The sequence below is a fragment of the Kushneria sp. AK178 genome (genome assembly GCF_053903105.1).
On record NZ_CP096381.1, the window covers coordinates 3,083,295 to 3,096,555 of the forward strand.

Annotated in this window: 12 protein-coding genes and 2 tRNA genes; 1 reads left to right on the forward strand and 13 read right to left on the reverse strand. The window is 60.4% G+C overall.

The features are described 5' to 3' along the window. From truB to rlmE, 13 genes are all read right to left on the reverse strand, one after another. Entirely contained in the window at positions 1–921 is a 921-nt protein-coding gene (gene truB / locus M1D97_RS14200) for a tRNA pseudouridine(55) synthase TruB (protein ID WP_456268361.1), read from the reverse strand. Further along, complete coding sequence (gene rbfA / locus M1D97_RS14205; protein WP_456268362.1) at positions 921–1,325, reverse strand: 30S ribosome-binding factor RbfA; 405 nt, start codon at positions 1,323–1,325, stop codon at positions 921–923. The genes truB and rbfA overlap by 1 nt, the downstream gene beginning before the upstream one ends. Before the next feature lie 27 nt (positions 1,326–1,352). Then, positions 1,353–3,893, reverse strand: coding sequence for a translation initiation factor IF-2 (infB, locus tag M1D97_RS14210; RefSeq protein ID WP_456268363.1), 2,541 nt, complete (start codon positions 3,891–3,893; stop codon positions 1,353–1,355). 41 nt (positions 3,894–3,934) lie between these two features. After that, positions 3,935–5,419 (reverse strand): transcription termination factor NusA, encoded by a 1,485-nt coding sequence (gene nusA / locus M1D97_RS14215; RefSeq protein WP_456268364.1) that lies wholly within the window; start codon positions 5,417–5,419, stop codon positions 3,935–3,937. A gap of 40 nt (positions 5,420–5,459) precedes the next feature. Next, a complete protein-coding gene (gene rimP / locus M1D97_RS14220; RefSeq protein WP_456268365.1) occupies positions 5,460–5,921 on the reverse strand; it encodes a ribosome maturation factor RimP in 462 nt (153 codons plus the stop codon). 151 nt (positions 5,922–6,072) lie between these two features. Further along, a tRNA-Met gene (locus tag M1D97_RS14225) sits at positions 6,073–6,149 on the reverse strand. Positions 6,150–6,224: 75 nt separating this feature from the next. After that, a tRNA-Leu gene (locus tag M1D97_RS14230) sits at positions 6,225–6,311 on the reverse strand. A gap of 147 nt (positions 6,312–6,458) precedes the next feature. After that, a complete protein-coding gene (gene secG, locus M1D97_RS14235) occupies positions 6,459–6,869 on the reverse strand; it encodes a preprotein translocase subunit SecG (RefSeq protein WP_456268366.1) in 411 nt (136 codons plus the stop codon). A 4-nt stretch (positions 6,870–6,873) separates the two neighbouring features. Continuing rightward, a complete protein-coding gene (gene tpiA / locus M1D97_RS14240; protein WP_456268367.1) occupies positions 6,874–7,623 on the reverse strand; it encodes a triose-phosphate isomerase in 750 nt (249 codons plus the stop codon). A gap of 109 nt (positions 7,624–7,732) precedes the next feature. Next, positions 7,733–9,094, reverse strand: a complete 1,362-nt coding sequence (glmM, locus tag M1D97_RS14245) for a phosphoglucosamine mutase (RefSeq protein WP_456268368.1) — start codon at positions 9,092–9,094, stop codon at positions 7,733–7,735. 2 nt (positions 9,095–9,096) lie between these two features. Next, positions 9,097–9,951, reverse strand: a complete 855-nt coding sequence (gene folP, locus M1D97_RS14250; protein WP_456268369.1) for a dihydropteroate synthase — start codon at positions 9,949–9,951, stop codon at positions 9,097–9,099. Positions 9,952–10,045: 94 nt separating this feature from the next. Next, positions 10,046–12,022, reverse strand: coding sequence for an ATP-dependent zinc metalloprotease FtsH (ftsH, locus tag M1D97_RS14255; RefSeq protein WP_456268370.1), 1,977 nt, complete (start codon positions 12,020–12,022; stop codon positions 10,046–10,048). A gap of 87 nt (positions 12,023–12,109) precedes the next feature. Beyond that, positions 12,110–12,700, reverse strand: a complete 591-nt coding sequence (gene rlmE, locus M1D97_RS14260) for a 23S rRNA (uridine(2552)-2'-O)-methyltransferase RlmE (RefSeq protein ID WP_456270233.1) — start codon at positions 12,698–12,700, stop codon at positions 12,110–12,112. 214 nt (positions 12,701–12,914) lie between these two features. On the opposite strand from rlmE, the gene yhbY reads away from it, so the two are divergent. Further along, entirely contained in the window at positions 12,915–13,226 is a 312-nt protein-coding gene (gene yhbY, locus M1D97_RS14265; RefSeq protein ID WP_456268371.1) for a ribosome assembly RNA-binding protein YhbY, read from the forward strand. The last annotated feature ends 35 nt before the right edge of the window (positions 13,227–13,261 follow it).

Here is a 13,261-nt window from a genome sequence, read left to right on the forward strand (position 1 = left end):
CTACCGGCCCTCGCCGGCAGTATTGATCAACCGTCGGGGCGAACACTGCCCCGACGCATTGATCGTGACCACGCCCAGAAGCGCGTGATCGTGATAGAGCCTTGCAACGCTGCCTTCGGCCAGACCGGCCGTCTCGAGCGAGATGGCCTGGCCGTGCATGATGCGCCGGGCACCTGCAGCGTCGGTTACCAGTACCGGAAGATGCTGAATCAGCACATCGACGGGCAAAAGCCTCTCGAGACGCTGCTCGTCGCTCATGGCTTCCAGCGCTTCGAGATCCAGCATATTGCTGCCATCGAAGGGACCGGTTCCGAGTCGGCGCAGCCCTTCAAGATGGGCCCCACAGCCGAGGCGCTCGCCGATATCCTCGGCCAGCGTGCGAATATAGGTGCCCTTGCTGACGCTGACATCCAGCGCAAACCCCTGGTCATGTCGCGATGTGAGCGCCATATCATAAATGCTCACGCGCCTGGGTGCACGTGCAATCTCCCGCCCGGCACGCGCATGCTCATAGAGCGGTTTGCCCTGATGCTTGAGCGCCGAATACATGGGCGGCACCTGATCGATGTCGCCGATAAAATCGGCCAGCACGGTGTCAATGTCACTGTCATTCAGCGAAGGCACGGTGGTCTGCCTGAGTACTTCGCCTTCACGATCGCCGGTATCGGTCACCGTACCCAGACGCACATCGGCCAGGTAGCGCTTGTCGGCATCCAGAAGCCAGGAGGAGAACTTGGTGGCCTCTCCCAGACAGATGGGCAAAAGACCGGTCGCCATGGGATCCAGTGTTCCGGTATGGCCGGCCTTTTGCGCCTGATAGAGACCGCGCACCTGCTGCAGGGCACGGTTGGAGGTTACGCCCTCACGCTTGTCCAGCAGCAGCACCCCGTTAATGGGACGCCCGCGACGTCGTCTTGCCATCAGTCGCTGCGCTCCGGGCCCTGATCGTCATCCTCGGGGGCCCGGTCACGATCGGACTGCACGGCACGTTCGATCAGACTCGACAGCTCGTGACCGCGCGTGACGGACTCATCGAAGTGAAACCGGAGCTCGGGCACATGTCGAAGCTTCATGGTCCGGGCAACGCGCGAGCGCAGAAACCCGCCGGCCCGCTTGAGCACGGCGAGGTTTTCACGGATGCGCTCCGGATCATTTTCTCCCATCAGGGTGACGTGAACATCGGCATAGCTCAGGTCACGACTGACATCGGCCGAGGTGACCGTCACCATGCCCAGCCGGGGGTCCTTGACCTCCCGCTGGATAAGCTGCGCCAGCTCGTGTGCCAGCTGCTCGCCGACCCGATCCGTACGACTGAATTCACGCATGAACCGCTCCCGTCATGGGTACAGCGCTCACAGGGAGCGCTGAACCTCGATCTGGTCGAAGACTTCGATCTTGTCGCCGACCTGGACATCATTGTAGTTACGTACCCCGATGCCGCACTCCATGCCGTTGCGCACTTCGTTGACGTCATCCTTGAAGCGGCGCAGGGATTCCAGCTCCCCTTCGTAGACCACCACGTTTTCACGCAGGACACGGATACGCTTGTTGCGGTGTACGTTGCCCTCGACCACCATGCAGCCGGCGACCGCGCCGATCTTCGGTGCCCGGAAGACATCGCGCACTTCGGCCACACCGACGATGTCTTCACGCCACTCCGGTGCCAGCATGCCGCTCATCGCCTGCTTGACCTCGTCGATGAGCTGGTAAATGACGCTGTAGTAGCGCAGGTCCAGCCCTTCACGATCGACAATATCCCGCGAGGAGGCATCGGCACGAACGTTGAAGCCAACGATGATGGCGTTGGAGGCAACGGCCAGGTTGGTGTCGGTTTCGGTGATGCCACCGACGCCGGAAGAGACCACTGCAACCTTGACCTCATCGGTGGAGAGCTCTTCAAGCGCCCCACGAATGGCCTCGAGCGAGCCCTGCACGTCGGCCTTGAGCACGATATTGACGGTGGCGGTTTCGTCCTGGCCCATCTGGCTGAACATGTTCTCCAGCTTGGCCTTTTGCTGACGCGCCAGACGTACTTCGCGATACTTGCCCTGACGGAAGTTGGCCACTTCGCGCGCCTTCTTCTCGTCGGCCAGCACCATGAAGTCGTCACCGGCTTCCGGCGTACCGCCCAGACCGAGAATCTCGACCGGCATGGAAGGCCCGGCTTCGTCGACCTGCTTGCCCAGTTCGTTGACCAGAGCGCGGACACGACCGTAATGGAGTCCGGCCAGCACGACATCGCCCTTTCTGAGCGTGCCGGTCTGTACCAGCACGGTGGCTACCGGACCGCGGCCGCGATCCAGACGGGATTCAACCACAACCCCCTTGCCGGGTGCCTCGGGAACGGCCTTGAGCTCCAGAACTTCGGAGACCAGCAGGACCGCTTCCAGCAGCCCGTCGATGTTCTCGCCACTCTTGGCGGAAACATGGACGAACTGGGTGTCACCGCCCCACTCTTCCGAAATCACGCCGCGCTGTGACAGTTCGTTGCGCACGCGGTCCGGATCGGCACCGGGCTTGTCGATCTTGTTGACCGCCACGACCAGCGGTACGCCGGCAGCCTTGGCATGCTCGATGGCCTCGACCGTCTGCGGCATGACGCCGTCGTCGGCGGCGACCACCAGGATGACCACGTCCGTGGCCTGCGCCCCGCGAGCACGCATGGCAGTAAAGGCCGCGTGACCCGGCGTGTCCAGAAAGGTCAGATCGCCGTTGTCATGTTCGACGTGATAGGCGCCGATATGCTGGGTAATGCCGCCGGCCTCGCCGGTGGCGACCTTGGTGCGACGGATATAGTCCAGCAGCGAGGTCTTGCCGTGGTCAACGTGACCCATGACGGTCACGACCGGCGCACGCGTGATCTGCTCGCCCTCATAGGAGATGTTCTCGAGCACTTCGGTCTCGAGCGCATCTTCCTTGACCAGCTTGGGCGTGTGGCCCATCTCCTCGACCACGATCGCGGCAGTATCCTGATCGATGGTCTGATTGATGGTCACGGCCGCGCCCATCTTGAACATGGCCTTGATGACTTCGTTGGACTTGATGGCCATCTTGTCGGCAAGGTCTGCCACGCTGATGGACTCAGGAATCGGCACTTCACGTACGATGTTCTGTACCGGTTTCTGGAAGCCATGAGCGTTGTCACTGCGATTGCTGCCACCACGGCGGCTGCCACGGCGCTGCTCGGCACGCTTGACCTTCTTGCCGCCACGCTTGCGTTCGTTGCGCTCGCTGCGTTCGTCGGCATTATCACGGCGCTCGTCACGACGCCCACCGGAGGACTTGCCACCCTCACCACGACGGGTGTTACGCCGGCTGTTGTCATTGCGCGGCTCGCGTGGCGGCGCATCCACGGCCGGCGCGCCTTCTTCGACGCTTTCCTCTGCCACCGGTGCCACGACCTCTTCTACCGGCGCCGCCTTGTCGGTAACGCTCTGGGTCGACTCGGCGCTCTCCTGTACGGGAGCCGTCTCGGCAACTTCGGGCGTCGCTGTACTCTCGGGGGCCTCGACCGCCTGATCACCGTTGGTGACCTGCTCGGCCGCAGGCGCCTGCTCTTCCTGTTCCTGCTCCTGCTCGCCGTTTTCCTCGTCACCACGCTTGACGTAGGTACGCTTTTTGCGCACCTGCACCTCGATGGTCTTGTTGCGGCCATCGCCGGTACGAATCTTGCTGCGGGTCTTGCGCGTCATGGTAATCCGGTTCTTGTTACCGCGCGCGCCGGCACCGCCGTGGCTTTTGGTGAGATAATCGAGCAGCGTCTGCTTGTCTTCTTCCGATACCGCATCGTTTTCTGCCTTGTGCGGCAGGCCTGCTTCACTCATCTGCTCGAGCAGGCGGCTGACATCACGCCCCACCTTGCCGGCAAATTCCTTGACTGTTGTTTCTGCCATTTATGACCTCCTGAGCCCGTGACCTGTCGCGATACGATGGATTATTCGAACCACGGCGCCCGGGCCGTCATGATCAGTGCCGCAGCACGCTCTTCATCCATTCCCTCAATATCCTTGAGGTCTTCAATGGACTGCTCGGCAAGATCTTCCATGGTGATAATTCCTCGCCCGGCCAGCCGGTAGGCAAGATGCTGATCCATGCCCTCCATCGAGAGCAGATCCTCGGCGGGTGCGGTGCCATCCAGTTCTTCTTCGGACTTGATTGCCAGATTGAGCAATTCATCCTTGGCCCGCGCCCGCAGCTCCTCGACCAGCGACTCGTCAAAGCCTTCGACTTCCAGCATCTCTTCCAGCGGGACGTAGGCGACTTCCTCGAGTGAAGTGAAGCCTTCTTCCACCAGCAGCCTTGCCAGCTCTTCATCGACATCAAGATGATTGATGAAGTATTCGATATAGCTGTCGAGCTCCTGCTCGCGACGCCCCTTGGCTTCCTCCTCCGTCATGACGTTGAGCGTCCAGCCGGTCAGTTCGCTTGCCAGACGCACGTTTTGTCCGCTGCGACCGATGGCCTGCGCCAGATTGTCCTCGCCGACCGCGACATCCATGGCATGGGTATCTTCATCCACCAGGATGGAGGCCACATCAGCAGGCGCCATGGCATTGATGACCAGCTGAGCAGGATTATCGTCCCAGAGCACGATATCCACACGCTCGTTGCGAAGCTCATTGGATACGGCCTGCACCCTGGAACCGCGCATGCCGACACAGGCGCCCACCGGATCGATGCGACGGTCATTGGTCTTGACGGCGATCTTGGCGCGGGAACCCGGATCACGTGCCGCCCCCTTGATCTCGATCAGCTGCTCCGAGATTTCGGGTACCTCAATGGTAAAGAGCTCTACCAGAAATTCCGGACGCGTTCGTGACAGGATCAGCTGTGCACCGCGCGCCTCGGGATCCACACGCCAGAGCAGCGCCCTGACACGCTCATTGAGACGATAGCGCTCGCCCGGGATCATTTCACCGCGCGGCAGAAACCCTTCGGCGTTGTCGCCCAGATCAATGATCAGGCCGTCACGAGTGGTTTTCTTGACATTACCGCCGACCAGCTCACCTTCGCGTTCAGTGTACTGGCGCACGATTTCGGAACGCTCGGCTTCGCGTACCTTTTGTACAATAACCTGCTTGGCGGTCTGAGCAGCGATGCGGCCAAATTCGGCCGACTCGATCTGCTCTTCCACGACCTCGTTCAGATCCAGCGGATCGTCGCGCTCTTCTGCCGCGCCCAGCGGTATCTGACGTGCCGAGGTGGTGTACTCCTCATCAGGCACGACCGTCCAGCGCCTGAAGGTTTCGTAATCGCCGGTACTGCGATCGATGCGTACGCGAATGTCGACATCCTTGCCTTCGTAGCGCTTGCGGGAGGCGCTGGCCAGCGCCGCCTCGACGGCTTCGAAAATAATGTCGCGGGGGACACCCTTTTCATTCGATATTGCATCGACGACCAGCAAAATGTCCTTGCTCATGCCTGTGCCTCGCCAGAAAAGTCCTTGTTGTCATCAAGCATCAGTTATCAAACCCGGGCACAACGCGTGCCTGCTCAATGGTCTCGATAGGAAATCCATACTCTTCGTCGTTGAACTGCAGCAGCACTTCATCACCCTCGACACCTGCCAGCAGCCCCTTGAAACGACGCTGCCCCTCAAAGGGCGCACGCAGCTTCAATGTGACGGTATGACCGGCAAAGCGGGCAAAATGTGACAGGGAATAAAGCGGGCGATCCATCCCGGGAGAGGACACTTCAAGCTGATACTGTCCGGGGAGAGGGTCTTCTACGTCCAGAAGAGCACTGACCTGCCGACTGACATCGGCACAGTCTTCAACGCTGACACCGTTTTCATGGTCGATATAAACGGTCAATTTTGAATGCTTGCCCTGAGCATTGTAATCGATGCCCCAGAGCTCAAAGCCGAGCGCTGCAACGGCGGGTTCTATCAGCGTATGCAGTGTTTCTTGCCTGGTTGGCACGACATGGCCTCCTGCAGTGGCATCAGGCACCTGAGCGAAAATACAGGAGAGCAGATGAGGTGACTGATGAGCGATCTTGTTGCGCTGTAACAAAAAGCCCCTTCGATGGAAGGGGCTTTTCGGGAAAAATTGCCATCCAGTGACTCATGGATGGTAGCGGGGGCCGGATTTGAACCGACGACCTTCGGGTTATGAGCCCGACGAGCTACCAGGCTGCTCCACCCCGCATCAATAGCGCAATCAGTATAAGGACTTTGTCCTGCCGAATCAACATGATCCGTCTGTCGCGGCTTGCAGTTCCGATGGTGCCGAAGGCGGGACTTGAACCCGCACGACCGTAGGGTCACTACCCCCTCAAGATAGCGTGTCTACCAATTCCACCACTTCGGCTTTCGGTTGAACAGAATCTGCATCCTGTTCTGTCTGACGACCTTCTGCCAGACAAATGATGAAGCGCTATCGGGCGGGCGCCTCATCACTGGCGCGAGATTATGCATCCCCTGACCCGATTCGTCAAGCGATACATGGCCTCCCGTTTTAATCGCTGCTGCTGTCGCTGCTGGAAGGCACTGTCAGGCCTTCGGCGCCCTCATCGCTTTCCTGCTGGGCGGCAGGAGCACGAGGCGCATCATCGCCATCATCCAGACTTGGTGCGCTGCTGCGCTGCTGCTCGATGACCCGCGCGTCGGGAATACCGCTCCGGGAGTCGGCACTGCCGCCGCTGTTGACCAGCCAGGCAAGTCCGAGCGAGGTCGCGAAAAACAGGGCGGCAAGCACTGCCGTCAGGCGTGCCAGCGTCTTGGAGGCGCCCTGCGAGCCCAGTACCGTTTGCGAGGCACCGCCTCCAAAGGAGGCACCAGCTTCGGCCCCCTTGCCGCGCTGCAAGAGCACCAGCGCGATCAGGCTGATGGCAAGGAGAACGTGAATCAGAATGATGGCAACGTACATTTAATCAACCTGCTGCGTGACAAATCGCAATAAAGTCATCGGGTTTGAGCGAGGCGCCGCCTATCAGCCCCCCATCGATATCCGGTCGGGAAAGAAGATCGGCAGCGTTATCGGCTTTCATGCTACCGCCATACAGCAGTCGCATGCCCTCTCCCAGTGCCGGATCCCTGTCGGACAGCCACGAGCGAATCATGGCATGAACCTGCTGCGCCTGCTCGGGGGTTGCCGTGCGGCCTGTACCGATGGCCCAGACCGGCTCGTAGGCAATGACCAGCCGTGAGCGCTCTTCCACGGCCAGGGCGTCAATGACGGTGCTGACCTGTCCCAGCACCACCGTCTCTACCCTGTCCGCTTCTCGTTCCTCAAGCGTTTCGCCAATACACAATATCGGCGTCAGCCCGCCATCCAGTGCGGCCCTGACACGAGCCAGTACGGCCTGATCGTCTTCGCCGAACAGGGTTCGACGCTCGGAGTGGCCAACCAGTACGTGAGTGACGCCGCACTGTACAAGCATGGGAGCACTGATCTCACCGGTGTAGGCACCCGATGATTCGGGGTGAAGCGTCTGAGCACCGAGAGCGACCGGGCTGCCTGCCAGCAATCCCTGCGCCGATGTGAGCAGCGTAAAGGGCGGGATAATGGCAACGTCAACGCTTGAGGAAATCTGCGCCGACATCAGCGCCTGCGTCATTGTTTCCAAAAGCTCCGGCGAGCCGTTCATCTTCCAGTTGCCGGCAATCAGCGGCTTACGCATGGTGACTTCTCCCTAGCCTGTCGGGAACAGGAAAGTATTGGTAGACGCCTCCGCAGGGAGGGCGATGGTAATGGAGCGATGGCGTGAGCACAACCACGCCCCGCTTTCTTCACTCCCGGACAGCCGACATGCCCCGTTCGATTTCGTCGGCGATCTTTTGTGCCAGCGCCTGAACGTCAAAGCGCGGGCGGCCTTCCACCATGACGCGGATCAGCGGCTCCGTGCCTGAAGGTCTCAACAGCACGCGTCCGGAATCGCCCAGCGTCTGCTCGACATCCCTGACCGCAGCAGCCACCGGCGCGCTCTCCATCAGCGCCGCCTTGTCGATGCCCGGCACCAGACGCACGTTGACCAGGGCCTGCGGCGCCTTTTCCATGCCTTCCAGCAGTTCATCGAGACGTCGCTCTTCGATCACCATGGTGACCAACACCTGAAGCGCGGAGACAATACCGTCACCGGTGGTCTGGGCATGGCCGCAAAGAATATGCCCGGAGGATTCACCGCCCAGCTGCCAGTCTCGCGCCTGCATCTGTTCGATGACGTAGCGGTCACCGACCCTTGCACGCTCAAAGGGAACCCCCAGCTCTTCCAGCGCTGACGCCAGCCCGAAATTGCTCATCAGGGTACCGACGACACCGCCACCCAGCACACCACGACGCTGACGGTCACGGGCAATGATGTAAAGGATGTCATCACCATCCACGATGCGACCGGCGTGATCCACCATGATCACACGATCCCCATCGCCATCAAAGGCGATGCCGAGATCGGCTCCGGTTTCGAGTACCCTGTCGCGCATGGCTTCCGGATGGGTAGAGCCGACCTGCTGATTGATGTTGAGCCCGTCGGGCGTTACCCCCATCGTGATGACTTCGGCGCCCAGCTCGCGAAAGACATTGGGCGCGATGTGATAGGTCGCCCCGTTGGCACAGTCGACGACGATTTTCAGACCGTGCAGGCCGAAGCGATTGGGCACCGTCGACTTGCAGAATTCGATGTAGCGGCCGGCGGCATCCTCGATACGCACCGCCTTGCCCAGCCGGTCGGGGCCTACCGTTTCCTGAAGCCCATCGAGCTCGCGCTCGATCTCGTCTTCCAGGGCGTCAGGCAGCTTGGTGCCATGCTGGGAGAAAAACTTGATGCCGTTGTCCTGATATGGATTGTGCGAAGCGCTGATGACCACTCCGGCACTGGCGCGCAGCGTGCTCGTCAGATAGGCAATGCCCGGCGTCGGCATGGGCCCCAGCAGCGCCACGTCCACACCGGCTGCCGAAAAACCGGCCTCCAGCGCAGACTCGAACATATAGCCGGAGATACGGGTATCCTTGCCGATCAGTACGCGTGCCCGTCGGTTCTGACGCGCAAAGACCCGTCCGGCCGCCCATCCCAGACGCAGCATGAAATCTGCCGTAATGGGGGCCTGACCGACCGTGCCGCGAATCCCATCCGTACCGAAATATTGTCTTGCCATTGCTATTTGCCTTCCTTGAGTACTGCACGAGTCATGCCAACGGCATCCGCGCTGGCAGCAACATCATGTGTTCTGATAATCCAGGCCCCCTTGCTGATGGCAAGGCCCGTCAGCGCCAGCCCACCATAAAGGCGCTCATCTACCTCGCGCGACAGCACACGACCGATCATGCCCTTGCGTGAGGTTCCCACCAGCAGCGGATACCCCAGACGCTGGAGATACTCTAGGCGATTCATCAGGCGCAGATTGTGCGCAAGCGTCTTTGCAAAACCAAAGCCCGGGTCGACCAGCAGCCGTTCGGCAGCGATGCCGGCGTCATGGCAGCGCGCAATCTGTTGCTCCAGAAAGATCGCCACCTCTTCCTCGATAGGGCGCTCGTAATATGGATCATTCTGCATGTTATCGGGCTCGCCCACCATATGCATGAGGCAGATGGGCAGTCCCGAAGCCGCTGCCGCCTCAAGCGCTCCCGGGCGTCTCAACGAGCGCACATCATTGATCATGCCCGCGCCCGCTGCCGTTACGGCGGTCATGACCTCCGGCGCGCTGGTATCCACTGACACCAGCGCACTCAGCTCACTTGTCAGTCGCTCCACGATCGGTACCACCCGATCCAGCTCCTGCTGGAGGCTTACCGGCGTGGCCCCGGGTCGCGTGGACTCGCCGCCAACATCGATGATGTCAGCCCCCTCGCGAAGCATCTGCTGCGCCCGGCGCAGGGCCGCATCGCCTGCGGCATGCCGGCCCCCGTCGGAAAAGGAGTCCGGGGTAACGTTGAGGATGCCCATGACATGGGGGCTGTCCAGCGTCAGCTGGTGACGCTCGCCGCACGCCATGAAAGTCGCTGCATTCGACATGATGATTCCTGAAACATGAACTGACGATCTGCATTGTAATCGGCAGGCATAAAAAAACCGCCCCGAGGGGCGGTCATGATACGTAAAACGTGAATCAATGTCCGGAGGAGCCTCCCAGCGGATCGGAGGGGCGACGCCGCGTATCATCATCGGTGTTATCCCCCTCCGGCTCATCGACCGGACGAACATCCGAAGGGCTGGTGTCGGATACTCCCAGACCACCGCTCGGGCCACTGCCCCCCGGCTCCTTCGGCGGACGCGGATCCCGCCCATCCATGATATCGCTGATCTGATCGACATCGATGGTTTCATACTTGATCAGCGCCTCGGTCATCGCATCCAGCTTGTCGCGATTGTCGTGCAGGATCTGCTCGGCCTGCTGATAGCACTCATCGATGATGCGGCGAATCTCGCGATCCAGTCTCGACGAGGTTTCTGCCGAGGTGAACTTGCCGCCACCGCCACCCGGACCACCCAGGAACTGATGCGACTCGTCCTCGTCATACATCAGCGGCCCCATCTCCTGCGACAGGCCCCACTTGGCCACCATGTTGTGGGCAAGCTCCGTGGCACGCTTGATGTCGTTGGAAGCGCCGGTGGTGACACCGTTGGGCCCCAGCGTCATCTCCTCGGCGATACGGCCACCGAATAATGAGCAGATCTGGCTGATAATCTGCTGACGCGTAAAGCTGTAGCGGTCCTCATTGGGCAGGAACATGGTGACACCCAGCGCCCGACCACGAGGAATGATGGTGACCTTGTAGACCGGGTCGTGCTCCGGCATCAGCAGACCAATGATCGCGTGGCCCGACTCGTGATAGGCCGTGTTGCGCTTTTCCTTTTCGGACATGACCATCGAGCGCTTTTCGGCCCCCATCATGATCTTGTCCTTGGCCTGCTCCAGCTCATTCATGCTGATCAGGCGACGGTTCTTGCGGGCGGCAAACAGGGCGGCCTCATTCACCACGTTGGCAAGCTCCGCCCCCGAAAAGCCCGGTGTACCACGCGCGATCATCTCGGGTTTAACGTCATCGGCCAGCGGCACCTTGCGAAGATGCACGCCCAGAATATGCTCGCGCCCCCGGATATCGGGCAGACCCACAGTGACCTGACGGTCGAAGCGACCGGGGCGCAACAGCGCGGGGTCAAGGACGTCAGGGCGGTTGGTCGCGGCAATCACGATGATGCCTTCGTTGGCTTCGAAGCCGTCCATCTCGACCAGCAGCTGGTTGAGGGTCTGCTCACGCTCGTCGTGTCCCCCACCCATGCCGGAGCCACGCGAACGACCCACGGCATCGATCTCGTCAATAAAGATGATGCAGGGCGCCTGTTTCTTGGCCTGCTCGAACATGTCACGGACACGAGAGGCGCCCACGCCGACGAACATTTCGACGAAGTCGGAACCCGAGATGGTGAAAAAGGGGACCCTGGCCTCGCCGGCGATTGCCTTGGCGAGCAGTGTCTTGCCGGTACCCGGGGGCCCCACCATCAGGACACCGCGGGGAATCTGCCCGCCGAGTCGCTGAAACTTGGAAGGGTCCTTGAGAAAGTCGACCAGCTCTTCAACCTCTTCCTTGGCCTCATCGCAGCCGGCCACATCCTTGAAGGTTGTCTTGACCTGCTCATGGGACAGCAGCTTGGCCTTGGACTTGCCAAAGCTCATCGGCCCGCCCTTGCCGGAACCGCCGCCCTGCATCTGCCGCATGAAAAACAGGAAGATGCCCAGAATCAGCAGAATGGGGAAGCTGGCAATCAACAACCGTGACCAGATGCTCTGCTGATCGGGCTCCTTGCCGATCACGGTCACATCATGGCTGAGCAGATCGTCCATCAGACGTGGATCTTCAGCAGACGGCCGGATGGTCTGGAAATTGGAACCGTCCTCGCGCTCACCACGGATATCGTAACCATCAATGGTAACCTGACGAATCTGGTTGTTTTGCACCTGCTCGACAAACTGGGAGTAGTTCATCGCCTGCGGCGAATTATCGACGCTGAAGTTGTTGAACACCGTCAGCAGAACCGCTGCGATAATCAACCATAGGATCAGATTCTTGGCCATGTCGTTCAAGGGGACACCCTCACTACGTGATTCTGCCTGCCAGGCGCGGCCCGGTATGTGTCGGATAGTTTGGGGCGCAGCCTGCCGATTACAAGCTCAAGCGCGGAAACCACGCCCCAGTAGATATACTTCTCGCGATCTTGGGCGCGATGCATCGGGTTTGCGGGTAACTACCTTATCGAACCGAAGACGCATTTCCTTTAGATACTGATCAAACCCCTCACCCTGAAAGATCTTGGTCAGGAAATCGCCGCCCGGCGTCAGCACCTGCTGCGCCATGTCGAGCGCCAGCTCGACAAGATACATGGCGCCCGGCTGATCGATGGCCCTTTGCCCGCTCATGTTGGGCGCCATGTCCGACAGGACCACGTTGACCGGCCGGTTGCCGAGCGCCCTGAGCATAGCATGCAGCGTCTGCTCTTCCGTAAAGTCACCCTGAATGAAGTCCACTCCCGCAATGGCATCCATTTCGAGGATGTCAGTGGCGATGACCTGCCCATGATCACCGACGCGTGCCATGGCGACCTGACTCCAGCCGCCCGGCGCCGCCCCCAGGTCCACCACATTCATGCCCGGTGCCAGCAGACGATCACGATCGTCTATTTCAAGCAGCTTGTAACTGGCGCGGGAACGATAGCCATCGGCCCAGCTGCGCTTTACCCAGACGTCATCAAAGTGTTCCTTCATCCAGCCGTTATCGGCGGAAGTCTTTTTGCCGGCAGACGGCTTTCTGGCGCGTGTCACATTAACTTCCGAAAGCAGGGATTGCAGTGCTACAGCGATCAAACGCCAGAGTAACAACGCCGCAATGCGCCGAACGTGCGACAACCGTTGGCGCCACTACCGCTGTCTGGAGTAAGATGAGTGCACATGAAAAGGGATCGAGAGTTTTCAACATATCATGAGCCTTACAGCGGCACAAAAGAAAACCCTGCGCAGCGTCGGCCATATTCTCAATCCGGTTGTCCGGATCGGTGACAAGGGCCTGACCGAGGGTGTCATGGGAGAGCTCGAACGCGCGCTCGCCGATCACGAGCTGATCAAGGTCAGCATTGCCGGCGCCGAACGCGACGAGCGAGCCGAAATCATCAATCATCTGCTGGCACAGTCCGGCGCCGAGCTGGTACAGAGCATCGGCAAGACCGCCCTGCTGTATCGTCACAATCCACAAGCGGACCCCAGACTCTCCAACGTGGCACGCTACACCGAGTAGCCGCCCCGGTACATGCGTCTTCGAGACAGAAGGTC